At 63.0% G+C, this 19087-nt stretch carries 17 protein-coding genes and 1 tRNA gene; 7 read left to right on the forward strand and 11 right to left on the reverse strand.

All coding sequences use genetic code 11. The features are described 5' to 3' along the window. Positions 1 to 83 precede the first annotated feature (83 nt). Positions 84 to 560: a cyclic pyranopterin monophosphate synthase MoaC gene (moaC, locus tag G3N59_RS14505; protein WP_205983321.1), complete on the forward strand. Its 477-nt coding sequence runs from the start codon at positions 84 to 86 to the stop codon at positions 558 to 560. 105 nt (positions 561 to 665) lie between these two features. On the opposite strand, the gene G3N59_RS14510 is transcribed toward moaC, so the two are convergent. From G3N59_RS14510 to recA, 8 genes are all read right to left on the reverse strand, one after another. Then, positions 666 to 2483, reverse strand: a complete 1818-nt coding sequence (locus G3N59_RS14510) for a Wzy polymerase domain-containing protein (RefSeq protein WP_205983322.1) — start codon at positions 2481 to 2483, stop codon at positions 666 to 668. Positions 2484 to 2698: 215 nt separating this feature from the next. Further along, positions 2699 to 3355 carry a pilin gene (locus G3N59_RS14515; protein ID WP_277397913.1) on the reverse strand — a complete coding sequence of 219 codons (657 nt, stop codon included), beginning with the start codon at positions 3353 to 3355 and terminating at the stop codon, positions 2699 to 2701. A 135-nt stretch (positions 3356 to 3490) separates the two neighbouring features. After that, positions 3491 to 4201 (reverse strand): TerC family protein, encoded by a 711-nt coding sequence (locus G3N59_RS14520; RefSeq protein ID WP_205983323.1) that lies wholly within the window; start codon positions 4199 to 4201, stop codon positions 3491 to 3493. Positions 4202 to 4391: 190 nt separating this feature from the next. Beyond that, on the reverse strand, positions 4392 to 5273 hold the full coding sequence (gene sucD / locus G3N59_RS14525) for a succinate--CoA ligase subunit alpha (protein ID WP_027817870.1): 882 nt from the start codon (positions 5271 to 5273) through the stop codon (positions 4392 to 4394). A gap of 105 nt (positions 5274 to 5378) precedes the next feature. Continuing rightward, positions 5379 to 6545: an ADP-forming succinate--CoA ligase subunit beta gene (sucC, locus tag G3N59_RS14530; protein WP_205983324.1), complete on the reverse strand. Its 1167-nt coding sequence runs from the start codon at positions 6543 to 6545 to the stop codon at positions 5379 to 5381. Positions 6546 to 6596: 51 nt separating this feature from the next. Then, on the reverse strand, positions 6597 to 7292 hold the full coding sequence (locus G3N59_RS14535) for a DUF2889 domain-containing protein (protein ID WP_205983325.1): 696 nt from the start codon (positions 7290 to 7292) through the stop codon (positions 6597 to 6599). A gap of 129 nt (positions 7293 to 7421) precedes the next feature. After that, positions 7422 to 8264 (reverse strand): recombination regulator RecX, encoded by an 843-nt coding sequence (gene recX / locus G3N59_RS14540; RefSeq protein WP_241023446.1) that lies wholly within the window; start codon positions 8262 to 8264, stop codon positions 7422 to 7424. A 256-nt stretch (positions 8265 to 8520) separates the two neighbouring features. After that, entirely contained in the window at positions 8521 to 9597 is a 1077-nt protein-coding gene (gene recA / locus G3N59_RS14545) for a recombinase RecA (RefSeq protein ID WP_205983327.1), read from the reverse strand. Positions 9598 to 9878: 281 nt separating this feature from the next. Here recA and G3N59_RS14550 point away from each other — a divergent pair, with 281 nt between their 5' ends. The 6 genes from G3N59_RS14550 (at position 9879) to G3N59_RS14575 (ending at position 16249) form a co-directional block, all read left to right on the forward strand. Next, entirely contained in the window at positions 9879 to 10670 is a 792-nt protein-coding gene (locus G3N59_RS14550) for a response regulator transcription factor (protein ID WP_205983328.1), read from the forward strand. A 12-nt stretch (positions 10671 to 10682) separates the two neighbouring features. After that, positions 10683 to 12266: a sensor histidine kinase gene (locus G3N59_RS14555; protein WP_205983329.1), complete on the forward strand. Its 1584-nt coding sequence runs from the start codon at positions 10683 to 10685 to the stop codon at positions 12264 to 12266. Positions 12267 to 12559: 293 nt separating this feature from the next. Beyond that, entirely contained in the window at positions 12560 to 14218 is a 1659-nt protein-coding gene (locus G3N59_RS14560) for an MFS transporter (RefSeq protein WP_205983330.1), read from the forward strand. A gap of 95 nt (positions 14219 to 14313) precedes the next feature. After that, a tRNA-Met gene (locus tag G3N59_RS14565) sits at positions 14314 to 14390 on the forward strand. Between the two features lie 189 nt (positions 14391 to 14579). Further along, positions 14580 to 15746: an XRE family transcriptional regulator gene (locus G3N59_RS14570; protein ID WP_205983331.1), complete on the forward strand. Its 1167-nt coding sequence runs from the start codon at positions 14580 to 14582 to the stop codon at positions 15744 to 15746. Between the two features lie 2 nt (positions 15747 to 15748). Further along, on the forward strand, positions 15749 to 16249 hold the full coding sequence (locus G3N59_RS14575; RefSeq protein ID WP_205983332.1) for a DUF4411 family protein: 501 nt from the start codon (positions 15749 to 15751) through the stop codon (positions 16247 to 16249). A gap of 105 nt (positions 16250 to 16354) precedes the next feature. Here the strand turns inward: G3N59_RS14575 and G3N59_RS14580 are convergent, their stop codons facing one another. From G3N59_RS14580 to G3N59_RS14590, 3 genes are all read right to left on the reverse strand, one after another. Further along, positions 16355 to 16966, reverse strand: coding sequence for a hypothetical protein (locus tag G3N59_RS14580; RefSeq protein WP_205983333.1), 612 nt, complete (start codon positions 16964 to 16966; stop codon positions 16355 to 16357). A 137-nt stretch (positions 16967 to 17103) separates the two neighbouring features. Continuing rightward, positions 17104 to 18120, reverse strand: coding sequence for a sensor domain-containing diguanylate cyclase (locus tag G3N59_RS14585; protein ID WP_241023447.1), 1017 nt, complete (start codon positions 18118 to 18120; stop codon positions 17104 to 17106). 135 nt (positions 18121 to 18255) lie between these two features. Continuing rightward, on the reverse strand, positions 18256 to 18909 hold the full coding sequence (locus tag G3N59_RS14590; protein WP_321816242.1) for an FCD domain-containing protein: 654 nt from the start codon (positions 18907 to 18909) through the stop codon (positions 18256 to 18258). Positions 18910 to 19087: the final 178 nt, after the last annotated feature.

The following is a 19087-nucleotide window of genomic DNA, read 5'->3' on the forward strand; positions in this document are numbered from 1 at the left end:
GTCATTGCGCCCTGGAATCGGGGCGCGCACGGCGCTGTTAAGATAAGCGCCCCTCAGGTTCAATGAAGCAGCGGAGAATTCCCATGTCCCAACTCACCCATTTCGACGCCGCCGGCGACGCACACATGGTCGACGTCGGCGACAAGGCCGAGACCAAACGCATCGCCGTCGCGAGCGGCACGATCCGCATGCTGCCCGCCACCTTCGCGCTGATCCGCGATGGCAATGCGAAAAAAGGCGATGTGATCGGCGTGGCGCGCATCGCCGCGATCCAGGGCGCGAAACGCACGTCGGATCTGATTCCGCTGTGCCATCCGCTGGCGATCACGCGCGTGAAAGTGGATTTCGTGCTCGACGAAGCGCTGCCCGGCGTGCATTGCTCGGCGCAGGTGGAAACGTTCGGGCGTACCGGCGTGGAGATGGAAGCGCTGACCGCCGTGCAGGTCGGTCTGCTGACGGTCTACGACATGTGCAAGGCCGTCGATCGCGGCATGACGATCACCGATGTGCGCGTGCTGGAAAAGCACGGCGGGAAGTCGGGGGATTGGGTGGCGGCTTGATGTGGCTTGATGCGACGCGATTTCGCGTCACGCGCTGATCGGCCATGAAAAAGGCGGCGTGCGTCGAAACGCTACGCCGCCTTGTCTCAGCGATGACCGCGAAGGTCAATCGTCCGAATCGTCGTCCTCATCGTCGCTGGCCGAAGCCGGCGGATTGCCGTACTTCTTCACCAGATCGGCCTTGAAGCCCTTGAGGGTCGGCTCGTCGTCGAGCAGGCCGTAGAGCGCCGCCAGTTGCGTCGGCCAGTCGTGCAGTTCCTGCGCGAAAATCTTCAGGCGTTCGACCGTGTCGGACGCGCCATCCGTATTGCCCGCCAGCGCCTGCAGCACCGCATAGCGGCGCAGCACGGTCTCGCCCGGCAGCAGCGCGATCGCGCGCTCGTGGGCCGCCAGCTTGGTCGACAGGCTCGCCGCGTTCATCGGCATGAGCGTCGCCATGCCGTAATCGCCCCACGCGCGGAACAGGAACGACGGCGCCTCGGCGTATTGCTGCGCCGGATGCGAGCCGTAGTAAAGGACTTCGGCGCGGTTGTAGTCGCGCATCACCGGCCACAGCGAGGCGATACCGCCAAACACGATCACCGTGTAGACCGCGAACGCCGCACGCGGCGACACGAAGCGCAGCGGCTTCGTCTCCAGCAGACCGAACACGAACATCGCGGGCAGCAGGAAGAACATGTACTGCTGCGGATACTCGACGAGCGCATGCATGACCAGCGCGCCAATCAGCGCGAAGCCGAAAATGCGCTCGGCCGTGTGCGGCGCGCGCAGCATGCGCACGAACCACGCGAGCAGCCCCAGCAGAACGATGCCGCAACCCACTACGCCGGTCTTGGCGAGCAGGTCGAGGAAAATATCGTGCGAGTTGTTGGCGATCTCGACGCCGCCCAGCGTGCGCGCGAGTTCGAACTGGTGAATCGGGAAATCGCCCCAGCCCACGCCCAGCAGCGGATGCTCCTTGAACATCGTCCAGCCGTAACGCCACAAGGCCAGACGCGGCGCGATCTGGCCGGCATCCTTGAAGCGGTCGGCCGCCGACTGGTCGAGTTGCAGCTGATAGTGCACGTTGGCCCAACGCACGAAGGCATTCACGGCCACGAAGATCGCGAACAGCACGACCGGCACGATCCAGTCGCGCACGCCGCCCTTCACCGCCACAGCGCCGATGCCCTCTTCACGCTCGCCGCGCACGCCACGCGCCGCCGACAGCGCCATCCACAAACCCGCCACGACGATCACGCCCATCTGCAGCCACGGACCGCGCGACACCGTCAGCGCCAGGCCGCCCGAATAGACCGCCGACAGCACGAACCACAGCACTGGATTCAGACGGCGCGTCTGCACCAGATACAGCGCCGCCGCCACGGCGAAGGCGATGTAGGTGGCGAGGTGGTTGGCCTGCGCCATATTGCCGAACGGCCGGCGATCGAATTGCACGTTGTAGGCGACGACCAGCGGCGTGACCTTCACCTCCAGATGCAGCAACTGGATCACCTGGCAGAACACCGCGAACAGCCCGCCGATCACGAGCGCCCACGCGCCCCACACCATCGCCGCGCGCACGAGATTCACGCGCGCGATCCCGTAACCCGCCTGCACGGCCATGAAGGCCGCGAGCAGATAGCCCGCGCCGAGCCAGTTCATCGACGGCTGCGCAACCGGCAGCGCGATCGTCTGCACGACGAGCAACAAGCCGAAAGCCAGCGGCACGAGCGCCACCGCAGGCAAGGCAAATCCCGCTGACGGACGCTCGGTCTGCGTCAGCATCCACACGCCCGCGCCCACCAGCAGGTAGAGCGCGAGCGCCGTGAATTCGGCATAGAACGTCGGAATCGGATACGTGTGGTTGACGACCGCGTAAGGCAGGATCAACGCAATGGCCAGCAGGACGAACGTAAGGTAACGCGCAAAAGGTGAAGGCATGGGAATTGGGGGCGTCGGCAACCGGCGCACTATACAAAACTTTTCCCTCCCTGTGCGGCCGCTTTCGGACGAAATCCGCTCGTATGCGCCGTACTTTCGCTCTGGGCTCCTGATTTTGCGTCTGCGCGGGCGGTGCTTGCGCAATCCTCTGCAAGCGAACGTCACCGCCCGCACGTCCCGGGCGCTACGTCCGGCGCCGGGTTGTCAGCACACGCTTATGCGCGGCATTCCGGCGGCGCCAGATTGGCCGGCAGCGTGGCCGCATCCGCCGGTGACGGTCCCGCGCCCGGCGCGCCAAGCGACGAAGCCGCCTTGCCGCCCGCAAAGCACTCCCACGTGAGCGTGCCGGCCTGCACCGAACCTTGCGCGAGCGCGACGCGCGCCGTGGGGTCATCGGCGTTATCGGGCACGGAAGGCACGAGCACGATGGTGTTGCTGCCTTCGGGCGCAATGCGCGTGGTGAAGGCCACAGTGATCTGACCGGTCGTGTCGTCGATCTTCACCGACGAGACATTGCGCGTGGCCGGCGGCTTGGTGTAGCCCGCGCCGAAGGCATTGCCGCTCGCGGCGTTTTCGGCCACCGAAAGCCGCGCCGCCGAAGCGAGCGACAGCCCCTCGCCTACCCGGCTGCGCGCCAGGTAGTCCTGATAGGCGGGAATCGCATAAGCGGCAATCACACCGACGATCGCCAGCACGATCATCAACTCGATCAGCGTGAAGCCGGGCGCGGCCCAGCGCCCGGCCCGGCGCAACAGCGCGCGCCACGATTGCACGAACGATGCGGCGCGCGATCTGGCGCGTCCGGGCGCGGGTACATCTGCCGCGGCTACACCTGAAATACGGTCTGCAACAAGTACGGATACGGTCATCATCTGGCTCCTGAAACGGAAAACGCCTGCCCACCGGGAGGTGAACAGGCGTTTCGATCGTATCGACGCCCCGGTTTGCCGGGCAGTCGGCCAGATGGCTTAGGCGTGGCGCTGTCGGCTCACGCTGTCAGTTCGCGGTCAGTGCGAGCCTTGCGCGCGCGCCGCGTTACGGCGCTTGAGCAGATGCCCCACTAGCACCACAAAAAGCGCGCCCGCCACGCACATGCCGTATTCGGCCACCGGCGTGTCGAGCATCGGCCAGCGGTCGCCAGCCGGATCATTGACGATCAGTCCGCCCGCGATCCAGCCGAGCAGCGCGGCGCCCAGCGTCACGATGACCGGATAACGGTCGAGCAGTTTGAGCACAAGCTGGCTGCCCCAGACGATCAGCGGAATGCTCACCATCAACCCGAAAATCACCAGCGCGATGCGGTGCTGCGGATCGGCGGATTCCGCCGCGCCCGCGATGGCCACGACGTTGTCCAGACTCATCACCGCATCGGCGACGATGATGGTCTTGATCGCGCCCAGCAGCTTGTCGGAAGGCTTCACATTGGCATGGTCGCCGTGCGCCGGCGCCAGCAGCCGCACGCCGATCCACAGCAGCATCAGCCCACCCGCGAACTTGAGCAGCGGCACGTTGAGCAGCACCACCGCGAAGGCGATCAGCACCACGCGCAACACGATCGCGCCCACGGTTCCCCACAGGATGCCGCGCAGGCGCTGCTGCGCGGGCAGATCGCGGCAGGCGAGCGCGATCACCACGGCGTTATCGCCGCCGAGCAGAATGTCGATGACGATGATCTGGATGACCGCGCCCCAGTGGAGCGTCGTGAAGAACTCGAGCATGAATACGGGAACTGAAGGGAAAGTTGCGCTGCGCGCGTGCGGAAAACCGCGCGCCAAATAAAAAGCGAGGCAGCCATGACTGGCTCCCTCGCTTTTGTTCGGAAACCTCGTGAAAGGATTCCGCAAGCATATCAAAAAACGCCAGCCGCCCGCGCATCCGTGATGCGGCGAACGGCGGCGTATTTCGACATTACAGCACCGACTTCAGCAGACGGCCCATTTCCGACGGGTTGCGCGTGACCTTGATGCCGCACGCGTCCATGATTTCCAGCTTCGCTTCGGCCGTATCCGCACCGCCCGAGATCAGCGCGCCGGCGTGGCCCATGCGCTTGCCCGGAGGCGCCGTGACGCCCGCGATAAAGCCGACGACCGGCTTCTTCATGTTGCCCTTGATCCACTCTGCCGCCGTGGCTTCGTCCGGGCCGCCGATTTCGCCGATCATGATCACGGCGTCCGTATCCGGATCGTCGTTGAACATCTTCATGACGTCGATGTGCTTCAGACCGTTGATCGGGTCGCCGCCGATACCGACTGCCGACGACTGGCCAAGGCCGAGTGCCGTCAGCTGCGCAACCGCTTCATACGTCAGCGTGCCCGAACGCGACACGACGCCGATGCGGCCCTTGCGGTGAATGTGACCCGGCATGATGCCGATCTTCAGCTCGTCCGGCGTGATCGTGCCGGGGCAGTTCGGGCCGAGGAGCAGCGTCTTGCGGCCTTCGCGGCGCATACGGTCCTTGACTTCGATCATGTCGCGCACGGGAATGCCTTCCGTGATACAGATCGCCAGATCGAGGTCGGCCTCGACGGCTTCCCAGATCGCAGCAGCAGCGCCTGCGGGCGGCACGTAGATGACCGAAACGGTCGCGCCGGTGGCGTCCTTGGCTTCACGCACGTTGGCGTAAATGGGGATGCCTTCGAAGTCTTCGCCGGCCTTCTTCGGGTTCACGCCCGCGACGAACGCTTCGCGGCCGTTCGCGTATTCACGGCAGGCACGCGTGTGGAACTGACCGGTCTTGCCGGTGATGCCCTGCGTGATGACCTTGGTGTCTTTGTTGATCAGAATCGACATGTATTGACCTCTGTTCGCTTGACGCCGCGCGTCGCGCCGCCCGCTACGTGTTGCCACGTAGAGCGGTCTTCGCGCCGGCACAGCGTCATTCGTATCCGCTGAAAATTACTTGCCTTCGGCAGCCGCGACAACCTTCTGCGCAGCCTCTTCCATGCTGTCCGCCGAGATGATCGGCAGGCCCGAGTCGGCCAGCATCTTCTTGCCGAGGTCCTCGTTCGTGCCCTTCATGCGCACGACGAGCGGCACCTTCAGGTCAACGGCCTTCGAAGCCGCGATCACGCCTTCCGCGATCACGTCGCAGCGCATGATGCCGCCGAAGATGTTGACGAGAATCGCCTTCAGCTCCGGGTTCTTCAGCATCAGCTTGAACGCTTCGGTGACCTTCTCGGTCGTCGCGCCACCGCCGACGTCCAGGAAGTTCGCCGGTTCGCCGCCGAACAGCTTGATGGTGTCCATCGTCGCCATCGCCAGACCTGCGCCGTTCACCAGACAGCCGATATTGCCGTCGAGCGAGATGTACGCGAGGTCGAACTTCGAGGCTTCGACTTCAGCCGGATCTTCTTCGTCCAGATCGCGGTAAGCGACGATTTCCGGATGGCGGAACAGCGCGTTCGCGTCGAAGTTGAACTTGGCGTCGAGGGCGATGACCTTGCCGTCGCCCGACACGTTCAGCGGGTTGATTTCGGCCAGCGAAGCGTCGGTTTCCCAGAATGCCTTGTACAGGCCTTGCAGGATCGCGCGTGCTTGCGGAATCGAAGCGGCCGGCACGCCGATCTTCGCGGCGAGGTCGTCGGCCTGCGCGTCGAGCAGACCGGTGTTCGGATCGACGACGATGTGGTGGATCAGTTCCGGATGCTTTTCGGCGACTTCTTCGATGTCCATGCCGCCTTCGCTCGAACCCATCAGCACGATCTTCTGGGTCACGCGATCCACGACGAGGCTGACATACAGTTCCTGCTTGATGTCGGCGCCTTCTTCGATCAGCAGACGGTTCACCTTCTGGCCTTCCGGACCGGTCTGGTGCGTGACGAGCTGCATGCCGAGAATCTGGTTCGCGTATTCGCGGACCTGTTCCAGCGTCTTCGCCACCTTCACGCCGCCACCCTTGCCGCGGCCGCCCGCGTGAATCTGGGCCTTCACGACCCACACCGGACCGCCCAGCTCTTCAGCGGCCTTGACCGCGTCATCCACCGAAAACACGGGCGTGCCGCGCGGTACCGCGACGCCGAATTTCCGCAGGATTTCCTTACCCTGGTACTCGTGAATCTTCATGCGTGATTCCCTTCAGTCTGAGAGTTGGAGTGAACTTCGTTTCCGCTGTTGTTATTCATGCGCGACGGCGTCGGCCTTGCCATCCTGGCGCGGCCCAGTGTCTTCGCGCACGCTGGTACCTGCCCCGCTGCGCTCTTGCGAACGCGGCGCGTGGCCATACCAGCGCGGATAAAACTGCTTGACCGCCTCGCCGTCGAACCGCAGCGCGTGGCAGCGGCCGAGCTGGAAAGGCGGTTTTTCACCGGTGGCGGTGTCGTCGCCGGCGGTCTTGCCGTGGTCCGGTCCTGCATCGTCGCCTGGATTGCCGTTCGAAACATCCCATACGGCTCCCACGAATGCCTGAACGGCGACAGTCGGCAACACGCCCAACATTTCTGTGAGATGCGTGCAGCCAGCCGTGCCGGCGAGCAGCCGGCCCGCTTCGCGGCGGAAATTCTGGAGGAGATTGAGCCCGATAAGGGCCCGATAGGCGGGATTGGCGTTCTGGCACTGACCGTCGTAAGGCACCCAGTCGGACGACGCTTCAGCGTCGACGACATTGAGCTTGCGATCGATCGTGATTCGAAGCCAGAGTTCATGGATCGGCAAACCATTGGGCCGGATACCGGATGCAAGCGGCACGTCGCGAGGCTTGTGATCCGTCAGGCACGCGTCGATATCCCAGAGGCCGTCTTCGCGCTCATAGGCGACCGCCCGGATAGCGCGCTGATGACGCAACTGGCGAGGCGCGGGCGGAGAGAGCGGCATACTAGGTAAGACCGGATTGGAAAACTTCTCGAGTTTAACATACCGGGTATTTGAGACAGCCACGATCTCGCACCCCCTCTAGAAGCTTGTTTCGAGACGTTTTTTGATCCTGGCGGATCATTTTTTCGATCAATCGCCCGAAAAGTCCTCCTCGATGCCTTTGAGGATCTTGCCGATGATCGACATCGAAAAACCGCGAGCGGCGAGAAAACGCGCCTGACGTGCGCGCTCGGCCGGCGTCTGCGGTAATTGACCATACTTCTTCTGCCAGACTGCACGCGCACGCGTGAGTTCCGTCTCGCGCAACTGCGAATTGACTTCCTGGATCAGTTCCTCACCGACAGCATGCCGCTTGAGTTCGCTGACGATGCGCCCCGCGCCCACGCGCGACGCACGGCGGTAGACGACGCTTTCGGCGAAACGCGCATCGGAAAGCCAGCCTTCGCGTTCGAGCGCATCGAGCAGCGCTTCGAGTTCGTCGGCGTCTTCGGTATAGGTCATCAGCTTGCGCGAGAGTTCCGCGCGGCTGTACTCGCGGCGCGACAGATAGCCTAGCGCGCGGCCCTTGAGCGAACGCTCGGGGCGCTGCCTGTTCGCAGCAGCCGCGTTGGCCTTGCGCGCGGCGCGCATCGTGGAACTGCGCTCGTAACTGTCGCCGGTTTCTTCGCGGATTTTTTCGGCCGCGCGCGCAATGTCGTGCGCATCGAACGATTCGGAATCGTCGAAATCGTTGCTGCGGCGGGAACTGCGTGTGAATGACTGCGCGGTTCGCTGAGCGGTTGACCCGGAAGCCGCAAGCGGCGTGCGGCGCGATGCGCATGCGGGTTCACCGCTCGCAGCATTCGATACCGGCGACGGCGATGCATCGACAATACCGGCGAGATCGGCAGGCGTATCGAAGAACGCCTCGAACGGCACTTCGAATACCGCGCCGCCTTCGTCGTCGAGTTCGGGCGTGGAGGAATGGGACAAAAGTTGAGGCTCGGAATGCACAAAGCCGCGATCGCCCGAATGGGCGTCGCGGCTTTGCGAGGTAATACAGGATGAATCGTGGGACCGGTCAAGGGAAGCGGAGGAGCGCCGGGCGGCGCCCCGTTCACCACTGCCTGCATCACGCAAACGCCCGGCTTCGTCCGCAGACGAAGCCTTCGCGGCCTGCGGCGGCGCCGAGGTCAATCCGCGCTTGCGCATCACAGTCGTGCTCCCCCTTAAGGGCCCGATTCAGGACTTATTCTTCGTCTGCGATTTCGACTTCGCCGGAATCCTTGACGCCGTCCGGCATCGTGCTGACGCCGAGCGATTCGCGGATGCGGTTTTCGATCTCGCGAGCGATGTCCGTGTTTTCACGCAGGAATTCGCGGGCGTTGTCCTTGCCCTGGCCAATGCGCTCGCCGTTATAGCTGTACCACGCACCGGCCTTGTCGACGATCTTGGCCTGCACGCCCAGGTCGATGATTTCGCCCTGACGCGAGATGCCTTCACCGTAGAGGATGTCGAACACGGCTTCGCGGAACGGCGGCGAGACCTTGTTCTTGACGACCTTCACACGCGTTTCGCTGCCGATGACTTCGTCGTTCTTCTTGATCGAACCGATACGGCGAATGTCCAGACGCACCGACGAGTAGAACTTCAGCGCGTTACCGCCCGTGGTGGTTTCCGGGTTGCCGAACATCACACCGATCTTCATACGGATCTGGTTGATGAAGATCACCATGCAGTTCGTCTTCTTGATCGTGCCGGTGAGCTTGCGCAGCGCCTGCGACATCAGACGAGCCTGCAGACCCGGCAGCGAGTCGCCCATTTCGCCTTCGATTTCAGCCTTCGGCACGAGTGCCGCGACCGAGTCGATCACGATCATGTCGATCGAGCCCGAGCGCACCAGTGCGTCCGTGATTTCGAGCGCCTGTTCGCCCGTGTCCGGCTGCGAAATCAGCAGTTCCGGCACGTTCACGCCAAGCTTCGAGGCGTACTGCACGTCGAGCGCGTGTTCCGCGTCGATAAACGCTGCCGTGCCGCCGATCTTTTGCAGTTCTGCGATCACCTGCAGCGTGAGCGTGGTCTTGCCCGACGATTCCGGACCATAGATTTCAACCACGCGGCCACGCGGCAGACCGCCAACGCCGAGAGCGATGTCGAGGCCGAGCGAACCCGTGGAGACCACCTGGATGTCCTCGACCGCGTCGCCGTCGCCGAGTCGCATGATCGACCCTTTGCCGAACTGCTTTTCGATCTGCGCGAGCGCGGCAGCCAGTGCCTTGCCCTTCTCAGCAGTCAGCCCAGCCGAGCCTTTCTTGCTATCTTCCATGAATCGTCCTTTGCTATGATGAACGGCGTCTGATGACGATGCACGCGCTCGCTTGAGACATGTTTTTGACACATGACGAGCGGTGCGCACGAACCCAGACACTGTATAAAAAAACAGTAGTTTTGGCAAGCACGTTTTCAACTAACGCGCACGCCGAAACCGCGAATTTCCGGAGACCGCCGTGCGCCGACCGTTCAGGCCCCAAGCCTGCGAACACGGCGCCGGTGCTGCGAAGCGCGCGCGGCAGCCACGTCGCGCTTCGAAGGCAACGCTTGCGCACCATGCGAATCCTCATTGCCGAAGACGACAGCATACTCGCGGACGGCCTCGTCCGATCACTCCGCCAGGCGGGCTATGCCGTTGATCACGTGCGTACCGGCGTGGACGCCGATACCGCCTTGTCGATGCAGTCTTTCGACCTGCTGATCCTCGATCTGGGCCTGCCGAAAATGCCCGGCCTGGAAGTGCTGCGGCGTTTGCGCGCGCGCAATTCCAACCTGCCCGTTCTGATCCTCACCGCCGCCGATAGCGTCGACGAGCGCGTCAAAGGGCTCGATCTGGGCGCCGACGATTACATGGCCAAACCCTTCGCGCTCAACGAACTGGAAGCGCGCGTGCGGGCGCTCACGCGGCGCGGCGCGGGCGGCGGGCCGACCGTCGTGCGGCACGGCGCGCTGTCGTTCGATCAGGTGGGGCGCGTGGCGCACATCCACGAGCAGGTGCTCGATCTGTCGGCGCGCGAACTGGGCGTGCTCGAAGTGCTGCTGCAGCGGCTCGGGCGGCTGGTGTCGAAGGAACAACTGGTCGATCACCTCTGTGAATGGGGCGAGGAAGTCAGCAACAACGCGATCGAGGTCTATGTCCACCGGCTGCGCAAAAAACTGGAAACCGGCGGCGTGCGCATCGTGACCGTGCGCGGGCTGGGTTACTGCCTGGAAAAGGAAGCAAAGGAAGCCGCGCAACCCGGCACGCAACCGGCTGCGCCATCGAGCGCCACCACGCAGGCCGATTCACAGGCCGCAACGCAGGCCGATTCGCCGCCCGCCATGCCGGCCAGCCACTACTTCAAATAGCCAGGCGCGACGATGGCCGAGCCCGCTCCCGCCGCGCGCAGCCAGCCGGCTTCGTCCGCCAGCCTGAACGCCACATCGGCGCTATCCGGCGCGCTCGACGACGAAGCGCGCGACGCCCGCTACGCCAACCCCTTCGCCCCGCCCGACGAAGCCGAAGCCGCCGCCGAGGCGCGCCCGCGCTCGCTGTTCGGCGAAATCCTCGACTGGATGCTCGCGCCGTTGCTGCTGCTCTGGCCGATGAGTATCGCGGTCACCTATCTGGTCGCCAAATCCATCGCCAACGGGCCGTTCGACCGCGCGCTCGAAACCGATGTCTACGTGCTCGCGCGCCAGATCCATCCGGTCAACGGCGTGGCCGAACTGACGCTGCCCGATTCCACGCGCGACTTCCTGCGCGCCGATAACGTCGACAGCGTCTATTACCAGGTGCTCGGCAGCCGTGGCGAACTGGTGGGCGGCGACCGCGACATGCCGCTGCCGCGCGACGACGACCGCCCTTCGCCCGGCCTCGTGGAATTCCGCGACGACACGCTGCACGGCATCGACATCCGCGTGGCCTATACGACGGTCGAACCGCAGCATCTGTCCGGCTCGCAGCCCGTGCTCGTGCAGGTGGCCGAAACGCTCGACAAGCGCCGCGCGCTCGCCAACGACATCATCAAGGGCGTGATCCTGCCGCAGTTCGTGATCTTGCCGCTCGCGATCCTGCTGGTGTGGTTCGGCCTGTCGCGCGGCCTCGCGCCGCTGCACGCGCTGCAATCGAACATGCGCATGCGCCGCCCCGACGATCTCTCGCCGCTCGAAGCGCGCCGCGCGCCGCCCGAAATCGAGCCGCTCGTCACCTCGTTCAACGACCTGCTCACGCGGCTCGAACAGAACATGGAACTGCAAAAGCGTTTTATCGCCGATGCCGCGCATCAGATGAAGACGCCGCTCGCCGGCCTGCGCACCCAGGCCGAACTCGCGCTGCGCCAGCACGCCTCGCCCGAGGTGCATCGCTCGCTCGAACAGATCGCGACCAGTTCCGAGCAGGCGGCGCGCCTCGTCACGCAATTGCTGGCGCTGGCGCGTGCCGAAAACCGCATGTCGGGGCAGATTTTCACGCCCGTCGACGTGACCGAAGTCGCGCGTCATGCGGTGCGCGACTGGGTTCAGCCGGCGCTCGCGCGGCAGATGGATCTGGGCTACGAAGGCCCGGAAGACGCCGATCAAGCGACCGCTGTCCTTGTCGACGGCAACCCGGTGATGCTGCGCGAAATGCTGTCGAATCTGATCGACAACGCGATCCGCTACACGCCCACGGGCGGGCGCATCACCGTGCGCGTGCGGCCCGAGCCCGCCGCGCGCGCCGTGCATCTGGAGGTGGAAGACACGGGCATCGGCATTCCCGTGGGCGAGCGCGAGCGCGTGCAGGAGCGCTTCTATCGCATTCTCGGCCGCGACGGCGACGGCAGCGGTCTGGGACTCGCGATCGTGCGCGAAATCGCGACGATGCACGGCGGCACGCTCGCCATCGACGACAACGTCTACCAGGAAACACCGCGACTGGCCGGAACGCTCGTGCGCGTGACGCTGCGGCTACGCGCTGTTTCCTGACAAGCCTCAGCCGAAACTGACAGCGAAAGCGTCAAAAGCCGCGAAAACGGGGATGGGACTTTCCCTGATGCGACTCGCGCGCGCCGCCACAACAATTGATCGATAGAGAAAAATGGCACATCGTTGCCATCAATTTAAACAACAATAAGCGACGATAAAAACAAATCCACATCGCAGCCGCACGCCTCGAATCATCCCTGGTCCGTCAGAACCCCGTAAGTTTCCATTCCAATAATGCAGCGCAGGACCGCCTCGACCGCGGGCCCACACGCACATCAAAATTGGAGACACATATGGCAACCGTTGGCGGACAAGTCTCGCACTCGCCGATGACCCGCGACGAAAAACGCGTGATCTTCGCGTCGTCGCTCGGCACCGTGTTCGAGTGGTACGACTTCTATCTGGCCGGCTCGCTCGCGGCCTTTATCAGCAAGAGCTTCTTCTCCGGCGTCAATCCCACGGCGGGCTTCATCTTCACGCTGCTCGGCTTTGCCGCAGGCTTCGCCGTGCGTCCGTTCGGCGCGATCGTGTTCGGGCGCCTGGGCGATCTGGTCGGCCGCAAGCACACCTTCCTCGTCACCATTGTCATCATGGGTCTGTCGACCTTCGTGGTCGGCTTTTTGCCCGGCTACGCGTCGATCGGCATCGCCGCGCCGGTGATCTTCATCCTCATGCGGCTGTTGCAAGGTCTCGCGCTCGGCGGCGAGTACGGCGGCGCGGCCACGTACGTCGCGGAACACGCACCGCCCGGACGCCGCGGCTTCTACACCGCGTGGATTCAGACGACCGCCACGCTCGGCCTGTTCCTCTCGCTGCTCGTGATCCTGGGCGTGCGCACCACGGTGGGCGAAGAAGCGTTCGGCGCATGGGCGTGGCGCGTGCCGTTCGTCGCGTCGATCCTGCTGCTCGCGGTGTCGGTGTGGATTCGTCTGCAACTCGACGAATCGCCGGCCTTCAAGCGCATCAAGGCCGAAGGCAAAGTGTCGAAGGCGCCGCTCACCGAAGCGTTCGGTCAGTGGAAGAACCTCAAGATCGTGATCCTCGCGCTGATCGGCGTGACGGCCGGCCAGGCCGTGGTCTGGTACACGGGCCAGTTCTACGCGCTGTTCTTCCTTACGCAGACGCTCAAGGTCGATGGTGCGAGCGCGAATATCCTGATCGCGGTGGCGCTGCTGATCGGCACGCCGTTCTTCCTGTTCTTCGGCTCGCTGTCGGACAAGATCGGTCGCAAGCCGATCATCATGGCCGGCTGCCTGATCGCGGCGCTCGCCTACTTCCCGCTCTTCAAGGCGCTCACGCACTACGCAAACCCGGCGCTCGAAGCCGCGACCGCGCGCGCACCGATCGTCGTGATCGCGAACCCGGACGAATGCTCGTTCCAGTTCAACCCGGTGGGCACGTCGAAGTTCACGAGCTCGTGTGACGTCGCCAAGAGCGCGCTGTCGAAGGCCGGCCTGAACTACTCGAACGTGGCGGCGCCGGCGGGCACGATGGCGCAGATCAAGGTGGGCGACACGACCGTCGACACCTTCGACGGCAAGGCGCCAGGCGCCAAGGAGGCGGGCGCGGCGTTCGACAAGACGCTTTCGGGCGCATTGAAGAGCGCGGGCTATCCGCTCAAGGCCGATCCCGCGCAGATCAACTGGCCGATGACCGTGGTGATCCTGACGATCCTCGTGATCTTCGTGACGATGGTGTACGGGCCGATCGCGGCGATGCTGGTGGAGATGTTCCCAACGCGGATTCGCTATACGTCGATGTCGCTGCCCTATCACATCGGCAATGGCTGGTTCGGCGGCTTCCTGCCTGCGACGGCGTTTGCGATCGTGGCGGCGCGCGGCGATATCTACTCGGGGCTCTGGTATCCGATCATCATCGCGCTGGCGACCTTCGTGATCGGCATGCTGTTCGTGAAGGAGACCAAGGATTCGGATATCTACTCGCAGGATTGAGCGGGCGTATTCCGATGACGGTCCCGGCGCCCTGAAAAAGTTTTGAGAAAGTGCTTGACAGGGTGCCGGGCACCCTACATAATCTCTCTTCTCAAGGCGAATTAGCTCAGCCGGTTAGAGCGACGGAATCATAATCCGCAGGTCCGGGGTTCGAATCCCTGATTCGCCACCAAATGCGAAAGCCGCTGTTTCGAAAGAAACAGCGGCTTTTTCTATTTGCGCGTCTGGAGTCGCCCGAGCTCAACACGCCCCGGTGTTAACATCAAAGTGCGTCGCGGCCAGGTCCAGTATGATTGGCGAAGCCTACCGCAGGCGCCCACTCTGGGCATAGCCGATAGCGGAACACACTCCATCACGAATCATGGCCGAGGCGCAGATCAATCCGACGATACTCACCTGGGCGCTTCAGCGTGCCGGGATCGACGCGCATCTACTGGCCGAGAAACTGGGCACTGCATCCACACGTGTCAATTCGTGGGAGTCTGGCGAACGAAAGCCGACCTTCCGACAGGCTCAACGCATCGCTGAGATTACGCATATTCCCTTCGGATATTTGTACCTCCAGCAACCACCAGAGGAAATTTTGCCGATTGCGGATTTTCGGACAATTGGCAACGACCCTGTTCCACCTCTGGGTGCAGACTTCCGCGACCTGTTAGACGAAGTGTTACGCAAACAAGCGTGGTTTCGCGAGTATCGGCAGCAACATGGCCATCAGCAGCTGGAATTCATCGGTCGCTTCAACGTTCGCAACGCAGCGGCGGATATTGCGGTCGATATCGGCCACGTGCTCAAGATTACCCCGCAGGATCGCCTCAAATGCCAGAACTGGGAGGAGTACCTGCGACTCTTGATCGAAAGGATCGAAAGCGTGGGTATTCTTGTGATGCGCTCGGGAATCGTTGGCAATAACACGCATCGCCCACTATCCGTCGACGAATTTCGAGGTTTTGTCGTTGCCGATATATATGCACCCGTCATATTTCTCAACGGAAAAGACGCGAAGGCAGCGCAGATCTTCACGGTAATTCATGAGCTGGCTCATCTTTGGATTGGCGAGAGTGGTGTATCCAACGAGCAATTTGATGCCCCTTACGAGCACGACAGGGACATCGAGCGACTTTGCAACGCAACGGCGGCGGAATTTCTCGTCCCGGCTAACGAGCTTCGTGCGCGATGGCGCGACAGACTCGACTTTGCAGCGCAAGTTCGAGAACTCGCACGCGCATTCAAGGTAAGTGGAGTCGTAGTTGGCAGAAGAGCGGTAGAGCTAAGGCTCGCGCCATGGGACGCGTTCTCAACGTTCTATCAGGTCGAACGTGCTGCTTGGGCAGCAACTGCTGCGCGGCAGGCTGGAGGCGGCAACCCTTACAGAACCGCTGCATCCAGGAATGGCAAGCTTCTTACGAAGGCTGTGCTTGAAACGGCATTCGAAGGCCGAATGCTGCTTCGTGAAGCGGGGAGTTTGCTAGGCGTCGCGCCCGCCAATCTGAAAAAGCTGGCGAGTAGCTTATACGGAGAAGAATAAGAATGTATTTGCTCGATTCCAACATATTCATCGAAGCGCAGAATCGCTATTACGCCAACGATATCTGTCCGGGTTTCTGGAATTGGCTGGACGACGCAAATGCACGCGGATTAGTTGCGAGTATCGGCGAAGTCTACAGTGAACTTGCAGGTCGCGGAGACAGTCTCGCCAGTTGGATAGAAGCCCGCCATGGAACTGGCTGGTTCCTTGACGTTTCCGATGAGCTAACTCAACGGACGTTCGCCGAAGTCGCACAACACGTTGAATCCGTAGCGCGTTATACGCGACCTAATAAGAGTCTTTTCCTTGGTGGCGCAGACCCGTGGCTCATTGCGAAGGCCAAAACGATGGGATGGGGCGTTGCAACGCATGAACAGTTTAGCGACAATTCAACGAAGGTGAAAATCCCCAACGTATGCCGAAGCTTCGAAGTTAATACAAGAGATACTTTCGATGTTTTGCGCCAATTGCAGGCAACGTTTGGGTGGAGCCGCGCTCACTGACATTCAAACCGCCAGATGAGTGCCCGCTGGCATAAAAAGTGGCCCAGCCCCTCGAGCGAAAGCCGCTGTTTCGAAAGAAACAACGGCTTTTTCTATTTTCTAACCCTAAGTCATTTCTGCAAAAACACTGGCGAGCTTTTGCCGGATTAAGAGTTTCTGCAATGAAACCGCCTCCGCTTCAGTTAATGAAGCCAGAATGTGACCGCCCCTGATCAACAGTAGCTGACCATCGCCGCCGAGCGCGCAGGCAAAGCCGTCAGTATCCCGGGTAGCGTCAGCCTGCTCGACTTCGCGACTCTTGCCGACAACAACCGGGGCATCATGGCTCGCTGTTCGCTGCGCTGCCGGCTTGCGTCGTACTTTCGTGCGCCGCGCCTTTTTCACCGGACCACCGAAAACGCTAGTTTGAGCGGTAACGCCCAAGGCCGGAGCAATGACGTCATTTGCATCGACCACACGCTGGTTGACCCGCGTAACAGTCTCGCCGTTTATCTGATCAGGCAAATAGTAGGCGTTGACGTGCCTGCCGTCCTGCATGACCCGCTCCGTAAGCACTCGCCCGCTTCGGATCGACGGCCACATGTCGGTAGTGACCTTTCCAGGATCGCCGATCCCTAGATGTTCGGCAATTTGCGCAGAGGTCGCCCCAGGACGCTCCCGAATCACCGCAAGGATTTCTGCTCGACGACTGGGGCGCCGCTTCGAAGCTCGTGCCATTTCCGGACTCCTCCTGAACGACTAGCGCTTTATTGCGCAGCACGTATCAGAATGGCAGCAGACGGGAGCGTTATCCGTAAAATTTAAATGTTGTTCGCTCCAGCGCAAATTCGCCCCACCGGTCATTCGCGCCCACCTCACCCCGCCACCCGTCTCCCCCGCTTCGCCTGATACATCGCCTTATCGGCCAGATCGATCAGCGCGGTCATCTCCATCCCGTCTTCCGGCAGCACCGCCACACCCACGCTCACACCCAGGTCGATCGACTGCCCTTCGAACTCGAATGGCTCGCCCACTTTTTCGGTGATCCGTTGCGAGTACACCTCGGCATCATGGCGACCGTGAATACCCGGCAGGATCATCGCGAATTCGTCGCCGCCCACGCGCGCGGCCGTATCGACGCGACGGCTATTGCGCGCGATGCGCGACGCCGTCTCCTTGATCGCCGCATCGCCGGCGCGATGGCCGTAGCGGTCGTTGATCGGCTTGAGGCCGTCCATGTCGAGATTGAGCACGCCCAGGCCGCCGGCCGAGCGCACCGCCAGATCCACCGACTGGCGCAGCCGGTCGTAGAACAGCGCGCGGTTCGGCAAACCCGTCAGCGCATCGTGCGTCGCGCGCAGATAAAGCTCGCTGGTTTCATGACGCGCGGCATGGAACATCGCCGCGGCGATCAAGCCGGAAATGAGCGAGAGCGCGGCGATATCGTCGTCGCTGAAAGCGCTCACTTCGGGCGCCACCACCTTCAGCACGCCCACGGTCGTTTCCAGATGCTTGAGCGGCGTCACGATCATCGAGCGCAGGCCCGCGCGTCGGCAGGCTTCGCGGTCCACGCGCGGATCGTTTTCCGAATCGTCGCAACGCAGGATCTCACCCGTGCTCACACACAGCCCCGACAGGCTCGAACCGCGCGCGAGGCGCAGGCCCAGCATGCTCGCCACGCTGCCCGAGGCCGCGCGGTAGACCATATCGTCGCCTTCGGCGAGTTCGACCGCCGCGCCCTGCGCGCCAGTCAGCATTTCGGCCCGTTCTGCGACGAAGGCCATCACGCCGCCCAGGTCGAGCCCGAGGCGCGCGATATCCGACTGCGCGCGGATGATTTCGAGGAGCGTGGCGTTGTCCAGTTGCGGGCCGCCGGGTGCATTCATCATCATGTCAAACGTTTGCGGAGTGAGACTGCATGCGGAAAAAAGTCAGCGTGGAAATCGTGCGGCCTGACGGCGCCATAAGCCGCGCCGCGCGAATGACCGCGCTGAAGCATAGCAAATTCGCCCACCCCAGCGCCGAACCTATCCTTCGATGCGCTCCCGCGTCACGCGCAGCAGCGCGGCCATCGCTTCGCGCGCGGCGGCGGCGTCGCGTCGGGCGATCGCGGCGGCCACTGCCGTGTGATCGGGCAGCGCGGCGTTGAAGACATCGGCGCGTTTGGCGTTCACGCGCAACTGACCTTCGAGCGTGCGCCCGATCAGCACGCCCAGCGGCACCAGCAGTTCATTGCGGCAGGCCGAGAGCACGGCCAGATGAAAGCGCAGGTCGGCGCGCACCCATTCGTCGACGTTGCGCGCAGCCGCCATCGCCGCATGCGCGTCTTCGATCAGCGAAAGCGCGGCGGCGTCGTGTGCGCTCGCCGCGAGACCCGCCGCGTAAGGCTCGATCATCTCGCGCATTTCCTGCAGCTTGAGCGCGAACGCCAGCGGCGGCGCAACGCGCGCGTACCAGTCGAGCAGATCAGCGTCGAGCAGGTTCCAGGCGGCGCGTTCGCGCACGCGCGTGCCCACCTTCGGCCGCGACTCCACGAGGCCTTTGGACGTGAGCGTGCGCAGCGCCTCGCGCAGCACCGTGCGGCTGACGTCGAAGCGCTCCATGAGTTCGGCTTCGCGCGGCAGGACTTCGCCGGGCGCGTGGTCGCCGCGCAGGATCGCGCTGCCGAGTTCGTAGGCCACCGTGCCGTGCAGATCGCGCTGAATGGCTGTTCTCCTGGATATTGGGAATCGACGCGAAATAATACTATTAATAGCACTTTACGGCGAGTTTCGCCGGATTTTGCAGTAGCATGTGCGTCGAGACGCGCCGGGCACCTCGCCTGCGCGCAACCGCCCAGTAACTGGATTGGATTGGAGA

It is taken from the genome of Paraburkholderia sp. Ac-20340, from assembly GCF_017104965.1.
Lineage (GTDB): Bacteria > Pseudomonadota > Gammaproteobacteria > Burkholderiales > Burkholderiaceae > Paraburkholderia.